The organism is Kitasatospora sp. NPDC058184 (assembly GCF_042883725.1).
Lineage (GTDB): Bacteria > Actinomycetota > Actinomycetes > Streptomycetales > Streptomycetaceae > Kitasatospora.
In genome coordinates, this window is record NZ_JBHVVE010000012.1 from 271,652 (window position 1) to 295,375 (window position 23,724).

A 23,724-nucleotide genomic window follows, 5' to 3' on the forward strand; every position below is an offset into this window, starting at 1 on the left:
ATGTGAGCGACAGCACCATGCAGAACGAAGAGAAACTGCTCGATTTCCTCAAGCAGACCACCGCCAAGCTCCGCACCACGCGGGCCCGGCTGCGCGAGGTGACCGAGCGGGAGCGGGAGCCGATCGCGATCGTCGGGATGGCCTGCCGCTACCCGGGCGGTGTGCGCACCCCCGAGGACCTGTGGGACCTCCTGGTGGCGGGCGGGGACGCGGTCGGCGGGTTCCCCACCGACCGCGGCTGGGACCTCGGCGCGCTCTTCGACGCCGCCCCGGGCGCGGACGGCACGAGCAGCACCGTCCAGGCCGGGTTCGTCTCCGGGGCCGCGGACTTCGACGGCGGGTTCTTCGGGATCAGTCCGCGCGAGGCCCTGGCGATGGACCCGCAGCAGCGGCTGCTGCTGGAGACGGCCTGGGAGGCGGTCGAGCGGGCCGGGATCGACCCGGCGAGCCTGCGCGAGTCGGCCACCGGCGTGTTCGCGGGCGCCGCGCCCTCCGGGTACGCGACCGCCGGCGGCGACCTCTCGGGCTCGGAGGCGCACCTGATCACCGGTACGGCGATGAGCGTGCTGTCCGGCCGGGTGTCGTACACGCTGGGCCTGACCGGGCCGGCGGTGTCGGTGGACACCGCCTGCTCCTCCTCGCTGGTCGCGCTGCACCTCGCCGTGCAGTCGCTGCGGGCGGGGGAGTGCACGCTGGCGCTGGCCGGCGGGGTGACCGTGATCGTCAGCCCGGGCGAGTTCGTGGGCTTCTCGCAGCAGAACGCCCTTGCCCGGGACGGCCGTTGCAAGGCCTTCGGGGCGGGCGCGGACGGCATGGGCCTCGCCGAGGGTGCGGGTGTGGTGGTGCTGGAGCGGCTGTCGGACGCCCGGCGCAACGGGCACCGGGTGCTGGCCGTGGTCCGGGGGAGCGCCGTCAACCAGGACGGCGCCTCCAACGGCCTGTCCGCGCCCAACGGCCCCGCTCAGCAACGGGTGATCCGCGCGGCGCTGGCCAACGCCCGGCTGGCGACGGGGGACGTGGACGTCGTCGAGGCGCACGGCACCGGCACCACACTGGGCGACCCGATCGAGGCGCAGGCGCTGCTGGCGACGTACGGGCAGGGGCATCCGGCCGAACGGCCGCTCTGGCTGGGGTCGGTGAAGTCGAACATCGGGCACGCCCAGCAGGCGGCCGGCATCGCCGGTGTGATCAAGATGGTGCTGGCGCTGCGGCACGAGGAGCTGCCGGCGACGCTGCACGCGGCGGAGCCGACCCCGCACGTCGACTGGTCGGCGGGGCACGTGAGCCTGCTCCAGGAGCGCGTGGCGTGGCCGGCGGGCGAACAGCCGCGTCGGGCGGGCGTCTCGGCGTTCGGGATCAGCGGCACCAACGCGCACGTGATCCTGGAGGAGGCGCCCGCCGGAGGGCCGGCCGCGCCGGAGCCGGACGGGACGCCGGAGCCGGCCGCGGTGTCGGCGCCCGCCGCGCCGCCGGTGCTGGTCGCGGAGCCCGTCGTGCTCCCGGTCACCGTCTCCGGACGGTCCGAGGAGGCCCTGGCGGACCAGGCGCGGCGGCTGCGGGACCACCTCCTGGCGCGCCCCGAGCTGCCGCTGCCGGAGGTGGCCCGGTCGCTCGCCACCACGCGGACGGCGTTCAAGCGGCGGGCGGTGGTGCTGGGCGCCGACCGTGCCGAGCTGGCGGCGAAACTGGAGGCCGTGGCCGCGGACCGGCCCGGGGCCGGGGTGCTGACGGGCGAGGTGCCGTCGGCCGGGGTCGGGCGGACGGTGTTCGTCTTCCCGGGGCAGGGGAGCCAGTGGGTCGGTATGGGGCGTGAGCTGGCCAAATCGTCCCCGGTGTTCGCTGCGAAGTTGGCGGAGTGCGCCGAGGCTCTCGCGCCTTATGTGGACTGGCAGTTGGATGATGTCTTGGCTGGTCGGCACGGTTTCGAGGCCGCCGATGTGGTGCAGCCGGCGCTGTGGGCGGTGATGGTGTCTCTGGCTGCGGTCTGGGAGGCGGCCGGTGTCGCTCCCGACGCGGTGGTGGGCCACTCCCAGGGCGAGATCGCGGCGGCGGCCGTGGCCGGGATCCTCTCGCTGGAGGACGCGGCGAAGGTGGTCGCTCTGCGCAGCCGGACCCTGAAGGCCCTTGCCGGTCGTGGCGGGATGCTGTCGATCGCCGAGCCGGCGGCGGGTGTGCGGGCGCGGATCGCCCCGTACGGTTCCCGCCTGTCCATCGCGGCGGTGAACGGCCCGTCGGCGACGGTCGTCTCCGGTGACGCCGACGCGCTGCGTGAACTGGCCGACGCCTGCGGGGATTCGCCGCGTGCCCGGATGATCCCGGTCGACTACGCCTCGCACAGCGCCCACGTGGACGAGCTGCGCGAGGAGATCCTCGCCGCCCTCCAGGGCATCGCCCCCCGCGAGGCGCGGATTCCGATGGTCTCCTCCAGCACCGGCGCCACGGTCTCCGGGCCGGAACTGGTGCCGGACTACTGGTACGCCAGTCTGCGCGAGACCGTCGAGTTCGACCGGGCCGTGCACACCCTCGCCGGAACCGGCCACGGCGCCTTCGTCGAGGTGTCCCCGCACCCGGTGCTGGCCCCGGCCATCGCGGACAGCCTGGAGTCGTACGGCCCGGTCGTGGCCGACACCCTGCGCCGCGACGACGGCGGCGCCGGGCGCCTCCTGCTCTCGCTGGCCCAGGCGTACGTCCGCGGCCTGCCCGTGGACTGGACCGCCCTGCTGCCCGCCGGGACCGGGAGCGGCACCGTCGACCTGCCGACCTACGCCTTCCAGTACCGCCGCTACTGGCCGGTGTTCCCGGAGCCGGTGGCCCGGGACGCGGTGGCCGGCTGGCGGTACCGCGTCGAGTGGCAGCCCCTCGACGGGCCGTCGGGTGCGGCACCGGCGGGCTCGGCGCTGTCGGGCTCGGCACCGGCGGCCTCGGTGCCGTCCGGCACGTGGCTCGTGGTCGCCGGCCCGGCCGGGGCCGGGACGGCCGCCGAGGTGGCCGGCGCGCTGCGGGCCGGCGGCGTCGAGGTCCGGGTGCTGGAGACCGGCGCCGCCGATCGCGGGACCCTCGGTGACGTCCTGCGCGGCGTCGGCGAGTTCGCGGGTGTGGTGTCCCTGCTGGCGCTGGACGAGACGCCGCTGCCCGGTCGGCCCCGGGTGCCCGCCGGTCTGGCGGCCTCCAGCGCGCTGCTGCAGGCGCTGCTCGACGCGGGGTCGGTGGTGCCGCTGTGGGTGCTGACCCGCGGCGCGGTGGCGGCGCTGCCGGGCGAGGTGCCCAGTCTGGCGCAGGCCCAGGTGTGGGCGTGGGGGCAGACGGCGGGTCTGGAGCAGGCCAAGCAGTGGGGCGGCCTGGTCGACCTCCCGGCCGGGTCGGACGCGTCGGCCGGGTCCGACACCCCGGTCGGGTCCGACGCCTCGGTCGGGGACCGCCTGGCCGGGCTGCTCGCCGCGGGGCCGGAGGGCGAGGACCAGGTCGCGTTGCGCGGCACGGGGGCGTTCGCGCGCCGCCTGGTGCGCGCCCCGCGCCCGGAAGCTGGACCCGCCGAGCCGTGGCGGACCGCCGGGACGGCGCTGGTCACCGGCGGTACCGGCCTGATCGGCGGCCGGACGGCGCGGCTGCTGGCCGAGCGCGGCACCCCGCGCGTGGTGCTGGCCGGCCGCTCCGGCCCGGCCGCGCCCGGGGTGCCCGAGCTGGCGGCCGGACTGGCGGCTCTCGGCAGCGCCGTCGAGGTGGTCGCCTGTGACGTCGCCGAGCGGCCCGCGGTCGGCGCGCTGCTGGACCGCGTCGCCGCCACCGGCCCCGCGCTGTCGGCTGTGGTGCACTCGGCGGGCACCGGCCACGGGGCGCCGGTCGCCGCGCTGACCGACGCCGGGCTGCAGGAGGTCTCCGAGGTGAAGGTCGGTGGCGCCGTGCACCTGCACGAGCTGTCGGCCGAGCGCGGACTGGAGCTGGACGCCTTCGTGCTGTTCTCCTCCGGCGCCGCCACCTGGGGCAGCGGGCTGCTGGCCGGGTACGGCGCCGCCAACGCGGCGCTGGACGCCCTGGCCGAGCGGCGGCGCGCGGCCGGGCTGGCGGCCACCTCGGTGGCCTGGGGCCTGTGGGGCGGCGGCGGCATGGGCGCGGGGGAGGCGGGTGAGCAGCTGAGCGCCTACGGGCTGCGGACGATGGCTCCCGAGCGCGGCATCGAGGGCCTCGCCCAGGCGCTGGACGACGACGAGACGCTGCTCGTCGTCGCCGACGTCGACTGGGCGCGGTTCGTGCCGCTGTACACGCTGCACCGGCCGAGCCCGCTGCTGTCCGCGCTTCCCGACGCCCTCCGGGTCCTGGAGCAGGGGGACGAGGACGGGGACGGGTTCGCGGGCGACGACGGCGCCGGTGCGCGGCGGTCGTCCGCCGCCGTCCGGCTGTCCGCCCGGCTCGGCGGGGCGCGGTCGGCGCGGGAGCGGGAGGCGGTCCTGCTGGAGCTGGTCCGGGAGCACGCCGCCGCCGCGCTCGGCCACCCGGACGCGGCGGCCGTCGACCCGGACGCCACGTTCCTGGAGCAGGGGTTCACCTCGCTGAGCGCCCTGGAGCTGCGCAAGCGGCTCGCCGGGGCCACCGGTCTGCGGCTGAGCGGTCCGCTGGTCTTCGACCACCCCACCCCCGCCCTGACGGCCGCGTACCTGCGGGAGCGGCTCGCCGACGGACCGGTGCGCCAGGACGGCGGACCGCAGCGGGCCGCGCCCCGCTTCGCGCTGGCCGCCGCGCCGGAATCCACGGACGGTACGGAGCGGGCCGGAGCCGCCGGGACACCGGCCGCCGAGACGCTGGCCGCCCTGTACCTGCGGGCGAACAGCCTCGGCCAGGGGGCCGACGCCGTACGGATGATCGCCGGGCTGGCCCGGTTCCGGCCCCGCTTCGCCGGTGCGGACGAGCTGGCGGGCGTCCCGCCCCTGGTCCCGCTCACCCGCCGGTCCGCGGACACGGTCGGGCCGACGCTCGTCTGCCTGCCGTCGTTCGGCGCGGGCGACGCCCAGGAGTTCGTCCGGGTGGTGCAGGGCCTCCGCCGCCCCCGGCACGTCCTCTCCGCGGTGATCCCCGGCTACACGGCGGGGGAGCCGCTGGCCGCCGACCCGGACGCGCTGCTCGACCTGTGCGTCCGGACGGTGCTCGCCGCCCCGGAGACCGCCCCGGAGGCCGGCCCGTTCGTCCTCGTCGGCTACTCCTCCGGCGGGCTGGTCGCGCAGGCCCTCGCCGCCCGCCTCGCCGAACTGGGCCGGGGCCCCGCCGCGCTGGTGCTGCTGGACAGCTTCGCCCCGCAGTCGGCCGGTGCCCCCGACGAGATCATCGGCACCCTGCCGGCCGCCGTGCTCCTGGGCAACCCCGGGGGCGTCGACGCGGGCGGCATCGGCGGGGACGACTGGCTGACCGCGCTCGCCCACTACTACGTCCAGGACTGGCGCGGCCACGTCCCGTACACCGCGGACCTGCCGACCCTGCTGCTCCGCCACGGCGGCGAGCCGGGCGGCCCCGAGGGCGGGGACGGCGCCGTCCGCCTCCCGTGGGACCTCTCCGGCGACCTCACCCCGGTGACCGTTCCGGGCGACCACTTCACCATGATCGGCGCCCACGCCGGGACCACCGCGCGGGCCGTCGACTCCTGGCTCGACGAGCACTTCACCACCACCCGGGAGGGACACGATGACTGACCGTCACGAACAGCACCGCCTCGCCGTCATCGGCGGCGGCGTCATGGGCACCAACATCGCCGCCCTCGCCCTCGGCCACGGCGTCGACGTCACCCTCGTCGACGTCGACGAGCCGACCCTGGCCACGGCCCGGACGGCGATCCGCCGCAAGCTGAAGCACGCCCAGCTGCTGGAGGCCCTCCCCGCGGGCCGCGCCCACGGCACGCTGGCCACCACCACCGCGCCGGCCGACATCGCCGACGCGACCGCCGTCGTCGAGGCCGTCGTGGAGGTCGCCGAGGTCAAGCGCGAGGTGCTGACCGAGGTCTCCGGGCTGGTCGCCCCCGGCACCCTGCTGATCTCCAACACCTCGTGCATCCCCATCGACGAGATGGCGGGCTGGGTGGCGCGCGGCGACGAACTCGTCGGCGTGCACTTCATGAACCCCGCCTACCTGATCACCATGGTCGAGGTGATCCGCGGCCGGGCCACCGGCGACGCCACGATGACCGCCGTCACCTCGCTGCTGACCGCGCTCGGCCGCACGGCGCTGGTGGTCAACGACGCACCGGGTTTCGTCGTCAACCGGCTGCTGCACCCGCTGATCAACCGGGCGGCGATGCTCGTCCAGGAGGGCGTCGCCTCCGCCGAGACGGTGGACGGGCTGCTGGAAGGCTGCCTCGGCCACACCACCGGACCGCTGCGCACCGCCGACCTGATCGGCATCGACAACCTCGTCGACTCCCTGCGGGTCCTGCACGAGCGCACCGGCGACCCCGAGTGCGACCCCTGCGAGCTGATGCTCCGGAAGGTCCGCGACGGGCACCACGGCCGCAAGTCCGGCCGGGGCTTCTACACGTACGGCTGAGCACCGGGCTCCCCCCGAACGGCCAGCACGGAACTACGAAAGGTACGGACACATGACCACCGCGAACGCCGCTGCCGGGACGACCGCCGTCGAGCAGGCGCTGAGCGCCTTCCTCGTCGGACACACCGGCGCCGAACCCGAGGTCGAGCAGGACCTCTTCGCCACCGGCGCGATCTCCTCGATGTTCGCCATGGAACTGGTGGTGTTCCTGGAGGACGAGTACGACATCGAGATCGTCGGCGCCGAGCTGAACCGGGACAACTTCCGCAGCATCCGCGCCATGGCGGCCATGGTGCTGCGCCTGCGCGAGACCGGGGACGCATGAGCGGCGGGGCCACGGGTACGGCCGCCACGGGTACGGGCGTGACGGGCTTCGACACCGCCGCGATCGACGCCCTGGTCGGCGACGGGCCGGCCGCCTGGGACGCGGCCGGCCGGATCCCCGTCGAGCTGCTGCGCGAGCTCGGCGCGATGGGGGTGCTGTGCGCCGAGGTGCCGGCCCGCTTCGGCGGGCCCGGCCGCACCGGCCAGGAGAATGGCGAACTCACCGCCCACGTCGGCGCCCTGTGCAGCTCGCTGCGCAGCGTGATGACGGTCCAGGGGATCGCCGCGGCGGTCGTCCGCCGCTTCGGCGACCGCGAGCAGCGCCGGCGCTACCTCGGGCAGCTGACGAGCGGCCGGCTCGCCTGCGTGGGCTTCAGCGAGCCGGGCGCGGGCTCCGACCTCAGCGGCATGACCACCCGCATCCGTCCGGCCGAGGACGGCAGCGGCGACCTGATCGTCTCCGGCGAGAAGATGTGGATCACCGGGGCCGCCTACGCCGACCTCGTCATGGTCGTCGGCCGCTACGGCGACGGTCCGGACGGCGCCGCCGCGATGGTGCCGACGGACGCGCCCGGCGTCCGCATCGAGCCCGTCGCGGCCCCGCTCGGCTGCCGCGCCGCCACGCACTGCCGCATCGTGCTCGACGACGTCCGGATCCCGGCCGACGCCGTGCTCGGCGGCGGGCGCCAGCCGCTCGCGCTGCTGTTCACGGTCGGCCTGTCCTACGGCCGGATGTCGGTGGCCTGGGGCTGCGTCGGCATCCTGCGCGCCTGCCTCACGGCCGCCGTCGGGGACGCCCGCACCCGCGAGCAGGGCGGCGGCCCGATCGGCGAGCACCAGCTGGTGGCCCGGCACATCGCCGAGCTCTACACCTCGGAGCGGATCGCCACCCAGGTCTGCCGGCACGCCGCCGAGCAGTGGGACCGCACCGCCCCGGACGCGGCGGTGACGGCGGTGCTGGCCAAGCAGGTCGCCGCCACCCACGCGACTCGCGGCGCCGCGACGGCCGTCCAGGTGCTCGCCTCGCGGGGCTTCACCGACGGCCACGTGGTGGCCCGGGCCTACCGGGACGCCAAGGCGATGGAACTGATCGAAGGCAGCACCGAGATCTCGCAGTTGATCCTCGCCCGGCACGCCCTCGACCGGCTCTGAGCCGCCCGCCGCCCCGCACGGGCACGACGTACCACGAGCACTGAACGCACCACACGCACCACGAACACGGCAACGAACGGAAATCGAAGGAGCGCCCCGTGTCCGACGCACCCACCCTCGTCAAGTGCCTGGTCTGGGACCTGGACAACACCCTGTGGCGGGGCACCCTCCTGGAGGACCACGAGGTGGTGCTGCCCGAGGAGATCCGCCGCACCATCGTCGAACTCGACGCCCGGGGCATCCTCCAGGCCGTGGCCAGCAAGAACGACCACGACCACGCCTGGCAGCAGCTGGAGGCCCTCGGCGTCGCCGAGTACTTCGTCCTGCCGCGGATCGGCTGGCACCCCAAGTCCCGGTCGGTCAAGGAGATCGCGGACGGGCTGAACTTCGCCCTGAAGACGGTCGCCTTCATCGACGACCAGCCGGCCGAGCGCGCCGAGGTCGCCCACCACCACCCCGAGGTCCGCTGCTTCGACGCGGCGCTGGCCGCGGAGCTGACCGGCCTCCCCGAGTTCAGCCCGGCCGTCGTCACCGTCGACGCCGCCCGCCGCCGCAGCATGTACCAGGCGGGCTTCCGCCGGACCGCCGAGCGCGAGGAGTTCACCGGCCCCGACGAGGCCTTCCTCCGCTCGCTGGACCTGGTCATGGAGATCAAGCGGGCCGACGACGCCGACCTCTCCCGGGTCGAGGAACTCACCCTCCGCACCAGCCAGATGAACGCCACCGGCGTCTACTACTCCGACGCCGACCTGCGGGCCCTGATCGCCGATCCGGAGCACGAGGTCCTCACCGTCTCCCTCACCGACCGCTTCGGCCCGCACGGCGCCGTCGGCGTGCTGCTCGTCGGCTACCACGAGCGGGTCTGGCACCTGAAGCTGCTGGCCACCTCCTGCCGGGTGGTGTCCTTCGGCGCGGGCGCCGTCCTGCTGGACTGGCTGATCGGCGAGGCGGCGGCGGCCGGGGTCCACCTGGCCGCCGACTTCCGCCGCACCGACCGCAACCGGATGATGGAGATCGCCTACCGGTTCGCCGGGTTCACCGACGCGGCGTGCGACTGCCTCGCCGAACTGCGCTCTGCCGATGCCGATGCCGATGCCGAGGCCGATGCCGACGCCGGGGCGGCCGGCTCCGGGCGTGCGGGCATCGAGTTCCGGCACCTGGTGGCGGACCGCCGTCCGGCCCCCACCACCGTGCGCGTCGAGGCTCCCGCCCTCGGCCCCGTGGCCTCCACGGGTTCCACGAGCGGAGCCGGCGCATGACCGCCGAGCCCCTGGCCGTCATCGGCATGGCCTGCCGCTACCCCGGCGGCATCGACTCGCCCGAGGACCTGTGGCAGGCCCTCGTCGCCCGCCGCACCGTCGCGGGCCCGTTCCCCACCGACCGCGGCTGGGACCTCGACGCGCTGCGCCGCGACGGGCGCTGCGCCACCGACCGCGGCGGGTTCCTCGACAGCGCGACCCGCTTCGACGCCGCGTTCTTCGACCTCTCCCCGCGCGAGGCCGACGCCATGGACCCGCAGCAGCGGCTCGCCCTGGAGGTGGGCTGGGAGGCCCTGGAGCACGCCCGCATCGACCCGACCACCCTGCGGGGCTCCCGCACCGGGGTGTTCCTCGGCGCCGAGGCCCGGCCGTACGGGCCCGCGCTGCACGAGGCGCCCGCCGACCTCGCCGGCGTGCTGTTCACCGGCACCGCCCCGAGCGTCATCAGCGGGCGGCTGGCCCACACCCTCGGCCTCAACGGCCCCGTCCTCACCGTCGACACCTCGGCCTCCAGCTCGCTGGTGGCGCTGCACCTCGCCGCCGAGGGGCTGCGCGGCGGCGAGTGCGAACTGGCGCTGGCGGGCGGGGTGACGGTGATGACGACGCCCGGCTACCACGTCGCGTTCAGCGCGCTGGGCGGTCTGGCCCCGGACGCCCGCTGCAAGCCCTTCTCCGCGGACGCGGACGGCGTGGCCTGGTCCGAGGGGGCCGGCGTGCTCGTGCTGGAACGGCTGGAGCGGGCGCGGCGCCTGGGCCACCGGGTGCTGGCGGTGGTCCGCGGCTCGGCCGTCAACTCCGACGGCGCCAGCCACAGCCTGACGGCCCCGAACGGCGAGGCCCAGCGCGCGGTCATCCACGCCGCGCTCGCCGACGCGGAGCTGGCCCCCGCGGACATCGACGCCGTCGAGGCGCACGGCACCGGAACCCGGCTGGGCGACCGCGTCGAGGCGGGGGCCCTGCTCGCCGCCTACGGCGCGGACCGGGCGCACGGACGCCCGCTGCTGGTCGGCTCGGTGAAGTCCAACCTCGGCCACACCCTCGCGGCGGCGGGCGTCGCGGGCGTCATCAAGACGGTCCTCGCCCTGCGGCACCGCACGCTCCCCGAGTCGCTGCACATCACCGAGCCCACGCCGGCCGTCGACTGGGGGGACGGCGCGGTGCGGCTGCTGACGGAGCCGACCCCGTGGCCGGAGACCGCGCACCCGCCCCGCGCGGGCGTGTCGGGCTTCGGCATCGGCGGCACCAACGCCCATGTCGTCCTGGAGGCCGCCCCCGCCGAACCGGCGCCCGCCGCAACCACTGCGTCCCCGCCCGCCGCGTCCGTGGTGGACGGCGCCGACCCCGTCTGGCTGCTCTCCGCCCGGACGCCCGCCGCGCTGGCCGCCCAGGCCGAGCGGCTGCGGGAGCACCTGGCGGCCCGGCCGGAGGCGTCGGCCGGGGAGGTCGCCCGGTCCCTCGCCACGACGCGGGCGGCGCTCGACCACCGGGCCGTCCTGCTCGGCCCGCGGCCGCTGGACGCCCTGGCGGACCTCGCGGCCGGCCGTCCCTCCGCCGCCGTCGTCACCGGCGCGGTCGGCCCCGAGGGCCCCGGGCAGACGGTGTTCGTCTTCCCCGGCCAGGGCGGCCAGTGGGTGGGGATGGGCCGTGAGCTGGCGGAGGCCTCGCCGGTGTTCGCGGCGCGGCTGGCGGAGTGCGCCGAGGCCCTCGCGCCGTACGTGGACTGGCAGTTGGACGATGTCCTGGCGGGCCTTCACGGTTTCGAGGCCGCCGACGTCGTGCAGCCGGCGCTCTGGGCGGTGATGGTCTCGCTGGCCGCCGTGTGGCAGGCGGCCGGTGTCGCTCCCGACGCGGTGGTGGGCCACTCCCAGGGCGAGATCGCGGCGGCCGCCGTCGCGGGAATCCTCTCCCTCGACGACGCCGCCCAGGTGGTGGCCCTGCGCAGCCGGGCGCTGACGGCGCTGGCCGGGCGCGGCGGGATGCTCTCCGTCGCCGACGCGGTGGACGCCGTCCGGGAGCGGATCGCGCCGTTCGGGGAGCGGCTTTCGGTCGCGGCCGTCAACGGCCCCTCGGCGACGGTGGTCTCCGGTGAGCCCGACGCCCTGCGGGAGTTGGCGGACGCGTACGGTGAGGCGGTGCGCACCCGGCTGATCCCCGTCGACTACGCCTCGCACAGCGCCCACGTGGACGAGCTGCGCGAGGAGGTCCTCGCCGTCCTGAAGGGGATCGAGCCGGGCCCGGCCCTGGTCCCGATGGTCTCCGCGCTGACCGGGGAGTGGCTGGCCGGCCCCGAGGCGGGCCCGGAGTACTGGTACGCGAGCCTGCGCGAGACCGTCGAGTTCGACCGGGCCGTCGGGGTGCTCACCGCCGCCGGCCACGGCGCCTTCGTCGAGGTGTCCCCGCACCCGCTGCTGGTCGGCGGCATCGCCGCCGAGGCGGCCGTCGGCACCCTGCGGCGCGAGGACGGCGGCCCGGACCGCCTGCTGGCCTCGCTGGCCGAGGCCCACGTCCGGGGGGTGCCCGTCGACTGGGACATGGTGCTGCCGGCGGCCGGCCGCACCGTGGACCTGCCCACGTACGCCTTCCAGCGCACCCGCTACTGGCTGGCCGCCGGGCAGCAGGCCCCGGCACGTCCCGACCCGGACACCGGCGCCCCGGCCCCGGCCGCCGTGACCCCCGCGGCGCTGGGCACCGAGCGCGCCGTACTGGACCTGGTCCGTGCCCACGCCGCGGCCGTCCTCGGCCATGACGGTGCCGGGGGCGTGCACCCGACCCGCACCTTCAAGTCCCAGGGCCTCGGTTCCGTCCTGGCCGTCGAGCTGCGCAACCGCCTCGCGTCCGCCACCGGTCTCGCGCTCCCGCCGGGCCTGGTGTACGACCACCCGTCACCCGCCGTCCTGGCGTCCCACCTGCACGCCGCCCTGAACCCCGATCCGCTGCCCGCCGCGCTCGACGCCCTCGAAGCGCTGCTCGCCGCCGCCGAGGACCCGGCGGCCCGGGAACGGGCGCTGGCCCGGCTGGAGTCGCTGGTCGGCCGGACCGGCGGCGGGTCCGCTGCCGGGCCCGGCCGGGGGACCGGCGCGGACGCGCTGTCCGACACCACCGACGACGAACTCCTCGCCCTCATCGAGGCCGAGCTCGGCCCCGACCGTGATCACTGAACGGAGAACCATGTCCGCCCGACCCGACCCCACCGCCGACGACGACCTCTGGCTGCGCTGCTACCGGAAGACGGAGGCGCCCGCCGCCCGCCTGGTGTGCTTCCCGCACGCGGGGGGCACCGCCCCGTTCTACCGCCCGGTGCCGTACGCGCTGGCCGCCGCCGACCGCGTCGAGGTCCTGGCCGTCCAGTACCCGGGCCGTCAGGACCGCCGCCGGGAGCAGCCGATCGCCGACCTGAACGTCCTGGCCGACCGGATCCACGAGGTGCTGGCCCGGCAGCCCGAGCTGCCCCTGGTGCTGTTCGGCCACAGCATGGGAGCCGTCGTCGCCTTCGAGGTGGCCCGCCGCTGCGAGGCCGCCGGCCGGCCCGCCGCCCGCCTGGTCGTCTCCGGCCGGCGCGGCCCGGCGATCGGGCTGGGCCCGACCGAGGGGGTGCACCTGCTCGGCGACGACGCGATCACCGACGAGATCCGCCGCCTGGACGGGTCCTCGTCCGTCGTCCTCGACGACCCGGACCTGATGGCGGCCGCGATGCCGGCGCTGCGCGCCGACTACCGCGCGATCGAGACCTACCGGGCCGGCGCGGACGCCGTCGTCAGCTGCCCGATCACCTCCCTGACGGGCGACCGCGACCCCAAGACCTCGGTCGCCGAGGCGGAGGACTGGCGGGCCCACACCACCGGCGGGTTCGACCTCCAGGTCTTCCCCGGCGGGCACTTCTTCCTCACCGAGGAGATGCCGCGGGTCATCGGCCTGCTGGACGGCCACCTGGCCGAGGCCGTCGACGCCCCGCGGGCACTCCGGCGGGAGCGCCGGTCAGGTCGTCAGGGCGTCAGGTAGCCGTGCGAGAACCCGGCGGCCACCGCCGCCGCCCGGTCGCTGACCCCGAGCTTGGCGTACATGTGCAGGAGATGGGTCTTGACCGTCGCCTCGCTGATGAAGAGCTTCCGCGCGGCCTCGCGGTTCGTCGTCCCCTGGGCGACCAGTTCGAGGATCTCCAGCTCGCGCGCCGACAGCGGCGCGGGCGCCGGCCGTCGGACCTGGCCCATGAGCCGGGTCGCGATCGAGGGGGAGAGCACCGCCTGCCCCTGCGCGGCGGCCTCCACCGCGCGGAACAGCTCCTCCCGCGGCGCGTCCTTCAGCAGGTAGCCGGTGGCGCCGGCCTCGATGGCGGGCACCACGTCGCTGTCCGTGTCGTACGTGGTGAGCACCAGCACCCGCGAGGGCACACCGCGCTCGGTCAGCTCCTTGATGGCGGTGACCCCGTCGGTCCTCGGCATCCGCAGGTCCATCAGGACCACGTCGGGCCGCAGCTCCTCCGCGGCGGTGATGGCCTCCGCGCCGTCACCGGCCTCGCCGAGCACCTCGAAGCGGGGATCGGCCCGGAACATGCCCCGCAGCCCGTCCCGCACCACCGGATGATCGTCGACGATCAGCAGGGTGATCATTCCGCACCTCCCGCGGGGATGGCGGGGACGGCCGCCGAGATCGCCGTCCCGCCCCCCGGTTCCGACTCGATGGCCAGCCGCCCGGCGAGCCGCTGCACCCGCTGGCGCATGCCGAGGAGCCCGAACCCGCCGCTGGTGGACCCGTTGACCCGCTTGGCGCTCGGATCGAAGCCCACGCCGTCGTCCCGCACGTCGAGGGTGACCAGGTCCTCCATGTACGACAGGGTCAGGCCGACCCGGCCGGCCCGCGCGTGCTTGGCCACGTTGGCCAGCGCCTCCTGCGCGGTGCGCAGCAGCGTCACCTCGACCTCGGTGTGCATCGGCCGGGCGTCGCCGGTGGTGGTCAGCACCGCGTCGATGTGGTTGATCTCCGACCAGCGCCGGGCCACGTCGCCGATCGCGTCCGGGAGCCGGGCCTCGGCGAGCACCGCCGGCTCCACCGCGTGGACCGTCCGGCGGGCCTCGACGAGGCTCTCGCGGGCCAGGTTCGTCGCGTTCGCCAGGTGCTGGCGCAGCGTCGGGGGCTCGTCCAGGGTCTGCTCGGCGGCCTGGAGCTGGGTCAGTATGCCCGCCAGCCCCTGGGCGAGGGTGTCGTGGATCTCCCGCGCCATCCGCTGCCGCTCGTCCAGGACGCCCGCCTCGCGGGCCTGGACCATCAGCCGGGCGTGGAGGGCGGCGTTCTCCGCCAGCGCGGCCTCCAGCTTGGCGTTGGCCTCGTGCAGCTCGACGAGGGCCTGCTTCTGCTTGTCGTTGCGGTGGTCCGCCATCTCGACGAAGTAGAACAGCGCCCCGGCCAGCACCGCGGAGATCAGGCCGACGGCCAGCCACGCCCACCACATGTGGGCGGCGTTGATGCCGGCCACGCCCCCCATGAACGCCGCCGCCGAGATCATCGCGGTGACGGCGGCGCCGACGTACCGCCGGCGACCCCGCAGGTACTCGAACGCCTGGGGGTAGCCGACGAAGGTGAAGAGTCCGTACCAGGGCGCGACGCCCACCAGGGCGGCGGCCAGCAGCATCAACCCGGTGTAGTACACGCCCATCAGCCGGCGGTTCTGCCGCCGTTCCGGGCGCAGCGTGCGGAAGCAGAGCATCCAGAGCGCGGCGGCGGCGGAGAGCCCGAGTACCAGGGTGAAGTGCATCGGCACCCGCCAGACCAGCTGGAGCAGGGTGATCACGGTGCTGATCGCCAGGAGGACGTACGGGAGCGCCTTGAAGGCCGCGATCTTCGTACGCTCCCAGTGATCGAACTCCGCGCGCAGCTCGGCCTCGATGCTCAACCCACTACTCCCAGCGGAAGTATCGCGCGGCCAGTCCGCCGGCCACGATCGTCCACCCCAGCATGGCGGCGAGGTGGATCAGCTGCGGCCAGTGCCCGGCGGTGGTGTCCTGCAATGATTGCACGCCGGCGCCGAGCGGAGTCAAGTCGCTGATGGTCAGCAGGACATCGTTCATCTTGGCGCGCGGCAGCCACAGGCCGGCGAAGAACACCAGCGGGAAGAAGACCAGCGAACCCATCGCGCTGGCGCTCCGGCCGGTCGGCGCGAGCGCGGCGACGAGCAGGCCGACCGCGAACATCGCCAGCGCCACCAGCAGGTAGCTGAGCAGGTAGGCGGGGAGCTTGCGGGGCAGGTCGACGTCGAACGCCAGCTTGCCGATGGTCAGCATGACCAGCATCGTCACCACGGACAGCACGGTGGCCATCAGCAGCTGCGCGCCGAGCATCACGCCCGGCTTGACCGGGGTGGTCCGCATGCGCCGCAGCACACCCTTCTCCCGGTACGAGGCGAACAGTTGGGACAGGCCGCTGAGCGCGAACAGGGCGATGCCCATCGACACGACGATCGGCAGGTACAGGGTGATCGGCCGCACGTTGCCGAGCTCGGGGCTGTTCGCCCGCATCGAGGGGATCAGGCCGAGCACGACGAGCAGGATCGGGGCGAACGCGAGCGCGAAGAACACGACGATCGGCTCGCGGAGGAACAGCTTGGTCTCGGTGGCGGTGAGCCGGAGCAGGGGGGACACGGTGGGACTCCTCAGGATTCGACGGGGCGGCCGGTGAGCGCGACGAACGCGTCCTCCAGCGAGTTCTGCTCGACCCGCAGGTCGAGTGCGGTGATCCGCTGGCCGGCGAGCAGGGTGGTCACCGCGAGCAGCAGGTCCCCCCTGCCGGTCACGACGATCTGCGGGCCGGCCCACTCGACGGAGGTGACCTCGTCCAGTGCGGTCAGCCGGGTCTCGTCCAGCGGCCCGGACGGCCGGAACCGGATCCGCTGCCCCTTGTCGACCCGCGACACCAGGCCGCCCGGGGTGTCGATCGCGATGACCCGCCCGGTGTCGATCACGGCGAGCCGGTCGCAGAGCCGCTCCGCCTCCTCCATGAAGTGCGTGACCAGCAGGATCGTCACGCCCCGGTCGCGGATGCGCTCGATCAGGCCCCACACGTCGCGGCGCGCCTGCGGGTCGAGGCCGGTGGTGAGCTCGTCGAGCACCGCCACCTTCGGGGTGCCGAGCAGCGCGAGCGCGATCGACAGCCGCTGCTTCTGCCCGCCGGACAGCCGCCGGAACTGGGTGCCGAGCTTGCCGGTGAGGTTCAGGATCTCGGCCAGCTCGCGCCAGTCGGCCGGCTGGCGGTAGAAGGAGCTGTACAGCTCCAGCGCCTCGCCGACCTTGAGCTTGTCGGGCAGCTCGCTCTCCTGCAGCTGCGCGCCGAGCAGCTGCCGCAGCTCGCCGGTGTCGCGCTGAGGGTCGATGCCGCAGACGCTGATGGTGCCGCCGTCCGGGGTGCGCAGCCCCTCGATGCACTCGACGGTCGTGGTCTTGCCGGCCCCGTTGGGCCCCAGGATGCCGAAGATCTCGCCCTGCTCGACGGCGAAGCTGACCCCGTTCAGCACGGAGTTGTCGCCGTAGCGCTTGACGAGGCTGTCCACCTCGATGATTGCCATGGCATCAGCCTGGCAGTCGGCCCCGGTCCGCCGGATCGACTGGACGGCCAGACCTGGGGCGGGCGGCGGTGGATGCCCGGCATCAACCGATCGGTTGATGGCTGCTCGGCGGGGCCTGAGGCGGGGCCCGCTGCTGCTCAGCGGGCCCGGCCGCCGGATCCTCCAGGGTGCCACGCGGGCCGGTCCGGCGGAACCCCCGTGAACCGTCCTCCTGTTACCGCCGGAGGGAGTTCAGCCCTCGCCGTTCCACGACCGCCACAGCGCCGCGTAGGACCCGCCGGCGGCGACCAGTTCGTCATGGGTGCCCAGCTCGACGATGCGGCCGGACTCCATGACGGCGACGCGGTCCGCGTCGTGGGCGGTCTGCAGCCGGTGGGCGATGGAGACGACCGTCCGGTCCGAGCGCACGGCGGCCATCGCCCGCTCGGCCTGCCGCGCCGTGGTCGGGTCCAGCAGGGAGGTCGCCTCGTCGAGGATCAGGGTGTGGGGGTCGGCCAGGTGGACCCGGGCGAGGGTGAGCTGCTGGGCCTGCGCCGCGTCGAGTTCGACGCCGCCGGCCCCGAGCGCGCAGTCCAGCCGGCCCGGCAGGTCGTGCACCCAGCCGGCCTCGACCAGGGCGAGCGCGGCGAGGATCTCCTCGTCACCGGCGTCCGGGGCCGCCATGGTCATGTTGTCCCGGAGGGTGCCCATGAACACGTGGTGCTGCTGGGTGATGAGGACGATGCGGTCGCCCAGGCCGCCCGCCGCCGCCAGGTCGGCGACCGGCACGCCGCCGACCCGGACGTGTCCCGCGTCCGGGGCGTCGACCCCGGACAGCAGCCTGCCGAGGGTGGACTTCCCCGCGCCGGACGGGCCGACGACCGCGAGCCGCTCGCCCGGGCGGACCACCAGGTCGATGCCCTTGAGCACGTCCGGCGAGCCCGGGTAGGCGTACCGGACGCCGCGGACCTCGATCCGGTCGTCGGACGGCCGCCGGTCGAGCACCGGCGGATCCTCCGACACCAGGCCGACGCCCTTGATGCGGGCGAACGAGGCGCCGCTGCGCTGCAGTTGCTCCATCCAGTTGAGGGCGCGGTCGAGCGGGTCGACCAGCTGCCACATGTACAGGCTGCCGGCCACCACCGTGCCCAGGCCCACCGCGCCGTCGAGGTAGCCGAGGCCGCCGACCAGCAGGACGAGCGCCGTGGGCAGCGCGTGGGCGAACTCGGTGACGGGGAACAGTACGGTGCGCAGGAACAGGGTGCGCACGCCGGCCCGGTAGGCGGTGTCGACCGCCCGGTCCACGGCGAGGTCCTGGCGGGCGCCGAGCCCGAACGCCTCGACGGTGCGGGCGCCGTGGGCGGTCGCGTTGAGCGCCTCGGCGACACCGCCGTAGGCGGCGCCCTCGGCGAGGTAGGCGTCCCGGGCCCGGCGCAGGTACCAGCGGCCCACCGCCCAGACGACCGGCAGGCTCACCAGCGCGCACAGCCCGATCAGCGGGTCGAGCAGGAACGCGGCGCCGAGGACGAACAGCACCTGGACCGCGGCGATGAAGACGTCCGGGGCCGCGTTGCGCAGGGTGGCGGCCACCGTGCCCACGTCGAGGGAGGAGCGGGTCACCAGGTCGCCGGTGCCCACCCGCTCCGCGTACCGGCCGGGCAGCGCCAGCGTCCGGTCGACGACCTCCTCCCGCAGCCGGGCCAGGGCGCGCTCCCCGAACCGGTGCGAGAAGTAGCGCGCGAAGCGGGTCAGCAGCAGCTGGGCGAGGGCGAAGCCGAGCACCGCCGCCGCCAGCCCGTCGACCTGGCCGACCGTCAGCTCGCCGTTCTCGACCCGGGTGACGATGCGGCCGAGGTACCACGGCGCGGCGACCCCGGCCAGGGCGGCGAGGCAGGTGAGGAGGAGGACCCCGCACATCGCCCGGCCGTCGTCGACGAGCAGGCGCCGGACGGCCCGCCGTACGGTCGCCCGGTCGGCGACGGGGAGCCGGTGGGGGTCGTCGTGGTCGTGGCTCATCGGGATGCTCCTTCCCGGGGCTCTGCGGTGGCGTCGGCCTCGGGGCGGGCTTCGGCATCGGGGCGGGCGCCGGGGTCCGGGCGGGCGTCGGGGCCCGGGCGGGCGTCGGGGTCGCCGCGGAGGACCAGTGCCGCGTAGGCGGGCTCGGTGGCGAGCAGTTCGCCGTGGGTGCCCGCGGCGCGGACCCTGCCGTCCACGAGGTGGCAGACCCGGTCGGCCCGGCCGAGGACCAGCGGGGAGGTGCCGACGACCAGGGTGGTGCGGCCGGCGCGGAAGGCGCCGAGCCGTGCGGCGACGGCGGCCTCGGTGAGCGCGTCCAGGGCCGAGGTGGGCTCGACGAGCAGCAGCACCTCGGGGTCGGCGAGCAGGGCCCGGGCCAGCCGCAGCCGCTGGAGCTGGCCGCCCGAGACGTTGCGGCCGCGGTCCTGGAGCGGTGCGTCCAGGCCGCCGGGCAGGAGGCCGACGAGGTCCTCGGCCGCCGCCGCGTGCAGCGCGCGCCCGATCTCCGCCGCCGTGCGCCCGCCGTGGACCGCCACCGCGGAGCCCAGGGTGCCGCCGAACACGTAGGACTCGTTGTCGGACACCAGGACGTGCCGGCGCAGCGCGGCCGTCTCCCACGCGGAGACCTCGACACCGCCCCAGGTGGCGCCGGACGGGGTGTAGCCGGCCAGCCGGTCCACCACGGCGCGGGCCTCGTCGGCCCGTGCGGAGACCAGGGCCGTGACCTGCCCGGGGCGCAGCACCAGGCCCGACTCCGGGTCGTGCAGCTCCGCCGGACCGCCGGGCGGCGCCGTGCGGGTGCGCTCGCCGGAGGACTCGGGCCGCAGCGCCAGGATGTCGATGACGCGGCGGGCGGCGACGAGGCCGCGCGGGAGGTCGTCGGCGCCCTCGACGAAGAACGAGACGGGTGCCAGGAGGGCCGCCACGTACCCGTAGACGGCGACCAGTTCGCCGACCGTGATGTCGCCGGCCGCCGCCATCCGCGCGCCGAGCCAGGTCACCACGGCCAGGAAGACGACGGGCAGGCAGGCGCCCACCGCCTGCACCCAGCTGGTGAGCGAGGCCACCCGGTAGCCGAGCGGCACCAGCGCCCGGGAGCGCTGCCGGTAGCGCCCGGCGAACATCGGCTTGCCGCCGATGCCGTTCAGCACCCCGAGCCCGGCCACCAGGTCGCCGGCCAGGGCGGTCAGCGCCCCCTGCTCCTCGCGGTAGCGGCCCTCGGCGCCGTGCAGCCTCCCCATCAGCGGGCCGATGACCACGGCCAGCAGCGGGACGCCGAGCAGGACCACCGCGGCCAGGACGGGGGAGATCCGGACCAGCAGGACGGCGGCGGCGAGGTACGCGAGCACCGCTCCGACGCCGGGCCCGGTGATGGTCAGCGTCTGGGCGATCCGGCCGGTGTCGCCGGCCTGGAGGTGCGTCAGCTCGCCGGCCGACACCTGGCGCGGCAGCGTCGTCCCCAGCCGGTTCACGTGGCGGGTGACGGCCTGGACCGTCCGGAAGGCGGCGTCGGCCCGGATGAACGTCATCGTGCGGTGCCGCAGCATGCCGAGGACCGCGATGAGCGCCCCGACCGCGAGGACCACCGCCACCCAGCCGACCAGCGCCCCGGTGTCCCGCGCGCGCAGCCCGTCGTCGATCGTCCGCGACATCAGGTACGGCGGCAGCATCAGCGCGCACATCCACAGGCTCCCCCAGGTCGCGCCGAGCAGCACCCGCCTGCGCTGCATCGACACGAGCCACCAGAGGTACCGCAGCGGGCTCCGGTGGTCGGGCGTTCCGGGGTCGGTGTACGGGACCCGGCGGGTACCCGTGGGCAGGTCCGGTCCGTCGGTCATCGCGCTCCGTCCGTGGGCAGGTTCGCCGGGCCCCGGGACGACGTCCTGGCGGCGCTGCCCTGTCGGACTCCGGCGGAGACGGCCGGCCCCGGAAGCGAACTGCCGCACACCGACGGCGGGGTGGCGCCCGGAAGCGGTCACGGCGCCGCCCGCGCGCCGGCGCCGCCGGAGCATTCGGCCGCCGAGCTGCCGGGATGCCACCGTACTCGAAGAAGTCCGCACGTGAACGGGCCGAGGAGGATTGTCCGGAAATCGGACTGCCCGACCATCCTCAGCGGACCGAGGTATGACGGTCCGTCGGACACCGGCACGCGGGCGCCCCGGTGGCAGCGGGCGGGACTTGAAGGTTCACTTGCCGAGTGATTGAGAACCGTGTTTTCGCTGACGTGCTGATCGAGGGCCTGGACGACTGGGTCCCCATCGATCGGCTCCTCTGGGCCGCGAAGGAAGGAGCGGCGGGGCGCCCGTGGCAGGCGTTCTTCGTCGAACTGCTCCACTTCCTGGTGGGCAACGGCTCGATCCGGATCGGCGAACTCGCCGAGGAGGGATTCGAGGCGTGGAACGGGGGGACGGAGGAGATCGTCCAGCTGGTCGTCGACGACCTCGAACGCCTCGACTGGGACCCGAGGCTGGGCAGTCGTGCCTGGATCTCCAACACCGGCGCGGGAGACGAGCTCGCCCGGTCACTGACCGCCTGACCGCCTGACCGCGGGCCGTCGGTGACCCGCCTGCGCGAAGCGCCCGGCCGGGGTTTCCCGGCCGGGCGCTTCGCATACTCCTGAGCAGGTGTGCCCCGCCGGCCTGCCGACCGACAGGCCTGGGGTCAGAGGGAGCTGGTGATCACGGTGCCGGTGTGGTTGCCGGGGATGGCGGTGAGGTCGAGGCTCTCGGGGGCGGTCCAGTTGCCGTCGGCGTGACGGTTGGTCAGCAGGATCTTGTTGTCGTTGGTGGTGACGGCGAAGACGGCGTCGGTGTCGACGGTGGCGGCGCTGATGCCGGTGCCGGTGACGTTCCCGAGGACGCTTCCGAGGGAGTTGACCGGCTGCCAGCTGCCGCTGGCGTGGCGCAGGGTGTGGTACTGGCCGTCGCTGGCGATCACGGCGAGGTTGAGGTCGTCGCCCTGGCGGGTGACGGCGACGGCGCTCACGGGCGCGGTGGCGCCGGCGGCCTCGGCGACCGACCCCCACGGGGACCAGCTCCCGGCGGCGTTGCGGCGGGTGTGGTAGACCTTCCCGCCCGACACGGCGGCGATGTGCAGCTCCCCTCCGGCGGCCCCACCGGCGGAGATGGAGGTGATCCCGTTGAGCGGACCGGTGACCTCGGTGACCACCTTGAACGAGCTCCACTGGCCGTTGCCGGACCGCATGCTGTGGAACAGGATGCCGTCCGCGACGACCACGACGTGCAGGTCGTTGCCGACCGGCGCGATGGTGACCTGGGTGATGTTGCCGAGGTCGGCGACCGTGGTGTTGATGTCGACGAACTTCTGGCCCCAGCCGCCGTCCAGGTTGTGCACGGCGTGGTGCAGGTGCCCGTCACCACCGAGCGCGATGACGTGGGTGTCACCGTTGATACCGGCCGAGGAGACCGCCCGCACACCGCCGATGTTCCCCGCCGCCGCCTGAACATCCTCGTACGGCGTCCACGAACCGTCGTACAGACGCGACGCCAGATACAGGTTGGCGTCGCTGCGCACCAGGGCCTGGGTCTTCCAACCGATGGCCTTCGCCCGCACCTGCTGCACCCAGCCGGCGATGTTGTCGACACGGGAGTTGAAGGCGCCGGTGCGGGTCTCGGTGGCGGGCACGCCCAGGCAGCCACCCTGCCAGGAGCGGGAGGCCACCGCGACCAGTTCGGCCTTGCCGTTGACCTCGCGGACCACGGGGGCGCCGGTGTCGCCCTTGCAGACCGCCGCACCGCCCGCACCGGTGGTGCCGATCCCGGTCGCGCTCACCGTGTCCAGCGAGAACGCACCGCTGTGCAGCTTCAGCGGCGCCCACTCGTCCTTGGTACGCCCGTACCCGGGCACCCGCAGGGTCTGCCCGGTGGCGGGCGCGGCGGTGGCGACCCGCAGCGGGGCTATGCCGTCCACGGGCGTGGCCAGACGGGCCATCACCAGGTCACGGTCGGCGCGCGGCACCAGCTCGGCGATCTCGGCGGTCTTGCCGGCGCCGGTGGTCAGATCGGTGCGGCCGATGGTCGCGGTGGTCTTCCACTTCGGCGCACCCGCCGCCAGCGCCTGCGGCTGCGCCGGGTCGTCGGAGAAGCAGGAGGCGGCGGTGAGCACCCAGCTGCGGTCGACCAGCGTGCCGGTGCAGGCCCGCAGGTTGTCGCCGATCGTCAGGAGCGCGGTGTAGGCGTAGGTGCCGTTGGCGGCCGCGTCGCCGACCACGGCGCCGGCCGGGGGCGTGGCGAGGGTGGTCAGGGCGCCGGCGGCGAGGACGGTGGCCAGGGCGCCCGCCCGCAGGTTGCGGGGCGAGGAGTTGCGAGACATGTGCGTTCCCGGATGTGAGAGGTGGATGAGTGGGTGGCTGTCAGCCGGTGACGGTCAGTTCGACGAGGCTGGTCGAGGCGCCGTTGTTGCCTTCGCCGACCGATTTGAAGCCGTCCTTGGGGACGTCGAGGGTCTGCTGGGTGGTGCCGGTGGTGAGGCCGGCCCGGACCGCGCGGCCGCCGGCGGTCTGGATCGCGAAGACCTCGGGCAGTTGGAGGGAGAGCGACCCGGTGGTGCCGGAGACGGTGAAGCAGATCTGGTTGTCCGGGTTGCCCGGGGCCAGGGTCCAGACCTGGATCTGGGTGGGCTTGGCGCAGTCGCCGAGCAGGATGTGGCCGTCGCCGCGCAGCAGCTTCACCTTGGTGATCGCGGCGGCGCCCGGGTAGGCGAAGTCCTCGACCGCGGGCGGTGCGGCGGAGTTGTCGGCGGGGGTGGTGTCGGCGGCGGCGATCGCGGTGGCGCCGACGAGCGCCGTGGCGGTCACGGCGGAGGCGGCCAGCCACCGGCCCGCGGTGGCGCGGCCGGTCCTCCTGGTGTCGCGGAGGGGGGTGTGGGTCACCTGGGGCTCCATCGAGAGGTGAGCGA

Annotated in this window: 16 protein-coding genes; 8 read left to right on the forward strand and 8 right to left on the reverse strand. The window is 75.1% G+C overall.

Annotated features, from left to right (window positions below):
• The first annotated feature begins 17 nt into the window (after positions 1–17).
• From ACFVXH_RS23545 to ACFVXH_RS23575, 7 genes are all read left to right on the forward strand, one after another.
• Positions 18–5,678, forward strand: a complete 5,661-nt coding sequence (locus ACFVXH_RS23545; RefSeq protein ID WP_387826921.1) for an SDR family NAD(P)-dependent oxidoreductase — start codon at positions 18–20, stop codon at positions 5,676–5,678.
• Complete coding sequence (locus tag ACFVXH_RS23550; RefSeq protein WP_049658117.1) at positions 5,671–6,525, forward strand: 3-hydroxyacyl-CoA dehydrogenase family protein; 855 nt, start codon at positions 5,671–5,673, stop codon at positions 6,523–6,525. The genes ACFVXH_RS23545 and ACFVXH_RS23550 overlap by 8 nt, the downstream gene beginning before the upstream one ends.
• A gap of 52 nt (positions 6,526–6,577) precedes the next feature.
• Positions 6,578–6,850 carry a methoxymalonate biosynthesis protein gene (locus ACFVXH_RS23555; protein WP_049658118.1) on the forward strand — a complete coding sequence of 91 codons (273 nt, stop codon included), beginning with the start codon at positions 6,578–6,580 and terminating at the stop codon, positions 6,848–6,850.
• Positions 6,847–8,001 (forward strand): acyl-CoA dehydrogenase family protein, encoded by a 1,155-nt coding sequence (locus ACFVXH_RS23560; protein WP_387826894.1) that lies wholly within the window; start codon positions 6,847–6,849, stop codon positions 7,999–8,001. The genes ACFVXH_RS23555 and ACFVXH_RS23560 overlap by 4 nt, the downstream gene beginning before the upstream one ends.
• Before the next feature lie 98 nt (positions 8,002–8,099).
• Positions 8,100–9,260 (forward strand): HAD-IIIC family phosphatase, encoded by a 1,161-nt coding sequence (locus ACFVXH_RS23565; RefSeq protein WP_387826897.1) that lies wholly within the window; start codon positions 8,100–8,102, stop codon positions 9,258–9,260.
• A complete protein-coding gene (locus ACFVXH_RS23570) occupies positions 9,257–12,418 on the forward strand; it encodes a type I polyketide synthase (protein ID WP_387826900.1) in 3,162 nt (1,053 codons plus the stop codon). The genes ACFVXH_RS23565 and ACFVXH_RS23570 overlap by 4 nt, the downstream gene beginning before the upstream one ends.
• A gap of 10 nt (positions 12,419–12,428) precedes the next feature.
• On the forward strand, positions 12,429–13,259 hold the full coding sequence (locus tag ACFVXH_RS23575) for a thioesterase II family protein (RefSeq protein WP_387826902.1): 831 nt from the start codon (positions 12,429–12,431) through the stop codon (positions 13,257–13,259).
• On the opposite strand, the gene ACFVXH_RS23580 is transcribed toward ACFVXH_RS23575, so the two are convergent.
• From ACFVXH_RS23580 to ACFVXH_RS23605, 6 genes are all read right to left on the reverse strand, one after another.
• The gene (locus ACFVXH_RS23580; protein ID WP_387826905.1) at positions 13,244–13,867 is read right to left on the reverse strand and encodes a response regulator; all 624 of its coding nucleotides are present in this window, start codon (positions 13,865–13,867) and stop codon (positions 13,244–13,246) included. The genes ACFVXH_RS23575 and ACFVXH_RS23580 overlap by 16 nt on opposite strands.
• A complete protein-coding gene (locus ACFVXH_RS23585) occupies positions 13,864–15,147 on the reverse strand; it encodes a sensor histidine kinase (protein ID WP_380780533.1) in 1,284 nt (427 codons plus the stop codon). Before ACFVXH_RS23585 ends, ACFVXH_RS23580 begins: the two co-directional genes overlap by 4 nt.
• A 4-nt stretch (positions 15,148–15,151) precedes the next feature.
• Positions 15,152–15,892, reverse strand: coding sequence for an ABC transporter permease (locus ACFVXH_RS23590; RefSeq protein ID WP_049652927.1), 741 nt, complete (start codon positions 15,890–15,892; stop codon positions 15,152–15,154).
• An 11-nt stretch (positions 15,893–15,903) separates the two neighbouring features.
• Positions 15,904–16,812: an ABC transporter ATP-binding protein gene (locus ACFVXH_RS23595; RefSeq protein ID WP_049652929.1), complete on the reverse strand. Its 909-nt coding sequence runs from the start codon at positions 16,810–16,812 to the stop codon at positions 15,904–15,906.
• 231 nt (positions 16,813–17,043) lie between these two features.
• Entirely contained in the window at positions 17,044–18,807 is a 1,764-nt protein-coding gene (locus tag ACFVXH_RS23600; RefSeq protein WP_387826910.1) for an ABC transporter ATP-binding protein, read from the reverse strand.
• Positions 18,804–20,645, reverse strand: a complete 1,842-nt coding sequence (locus ACFVXH_RS23605; protein WP_387826912.1) for an ABC transporter transmembrane domain-containing protein — start codon at positions 20,643–20,645, stop codon at positions 18,804–18,806. Before ACFVXH_RS23605 ends, ACFVXH_RS23600 begins: the two co-directional genes overlap by 4 nt.
• Positions 20,646–21,004: 359 nt before the next feature.
• Here ACFVXH_RS23605 and ACFVXH_RS23610 point away from each other — a divergent pair, with 359 nt between their 5' ends.
• Positions 21,005–21,343 (forward strand): hypothetical protein, encoded by a 339-nt coding sequence (locus ACFVXH_RS23610; protein WP_143204776.1) that lies wholly within the window; start codon positions 21,005–21,007, stop codon positions 21,341–21,343.
• A gap of 125 nt (positions 21,344–21,468) precedes the next feature.
• On the opposite strand, the gene ACFVXH_RS23615 is transcribed toward ACFVXH_RS23610, so the two are convergent.
• The gene (locus tag ACFVXH_RS23615; RefSeq protein WP_387826916.1) at positions 21,469–23,139 is read right to left on the reverse strand and encodes a trypsin-like serine protease; all 1,671 of its coding nucleotides are present in this window, start codon (positions 23,137–23,139) and stop codon (positions 21,469–21,471) included.
• A 40-nt stretch (positions 23,140–23,179) separates the two neighbouring features.
• The coding region (locus ACFVXH_RS23620) for a hypothetical protein (RefSeq protein ID WP_387826918.1) at positions 23,180–23,724 on the reverse strand (545 nt) is incomplete at its 5' end.

Coding starts and splice junctions, on each gene's coding strand:
- ACFVXH_RS23545 (WP_387826921.1), top strand. CDS start 18: ATGCAGAACGAAGAGAAACTGCTCGATTTCCTCAAGCAGACCACCGCC.
- ACFVXH_RS23550 (WP_049658117.1), top strand. CDS start 5,671: ATGACTGACCGTCACGAACAGCACCGCCTCGCCGTCATCGGCGGCGGC.
- ACFVXH_RS23555 (WP_049658118.1), top strand. CDS start 6,578: ATGACCACCGCGAACGCCGCTGCCGGGACGACCGCCGTCGAGCAGGCG.
- ACFVXH_RS23560 (WP_387826894.1), top strand. CDS start 6,847: ATGAGCGGCGGGGCCACGGGTACGGCCGCCACGGGTACGGGCGTGACG.
- ACFVXH_RS23570 (WP_387826900.1), top strand. CDS start 9,257: ATGACCGCCGAGCCCCTGGCCGTCATCGGCATGGCCTGCCGCTACCCC.
- ACFVXH_RS23575 (WP_387826902.1), top strand. CDS start 12,429: ATGTCCGCCCGACCCGACCCCACCGCCGACGACGACCTCTGGCTGCGC.
- ACFVXH_RS23580 (WP_387826905.1), bottom strand. CDS start 13,867: ATGATCACCCTGCTGATCGTCGACGATCATCCGGTGGTGCGGGACGGG.
- ACFVXH_RS23595 (WP_049652929.1), bottom strand. CDS start 16,812: ATGGCAATCATCGAGGTGGACAGCCTCGTCAAGCGCTACGGCGACAAC.
- ACFVXH_RS23600 (WP_387826910.1), bottom strand. CDS start 18,807: ATGAGCCACGACCACGACGACCCCCACCGGCTCCCCGTCGCCGACCGG.
- ACFVXH_RS23605 (WP_387826912.1), bottom strand. CDS start 20,645: ATGACCGACGGACCGGACCTGCCCACGGGTACCCGCCGGGTCCCGTAC.
- ACFVXH_RS23615 (WP_387826916.1), bottom strand. CDS start 23,139: ATGTCTCGCAACTCCTCGCCCCGCAACCTGCGGGCGGGCGCCCTGGCC.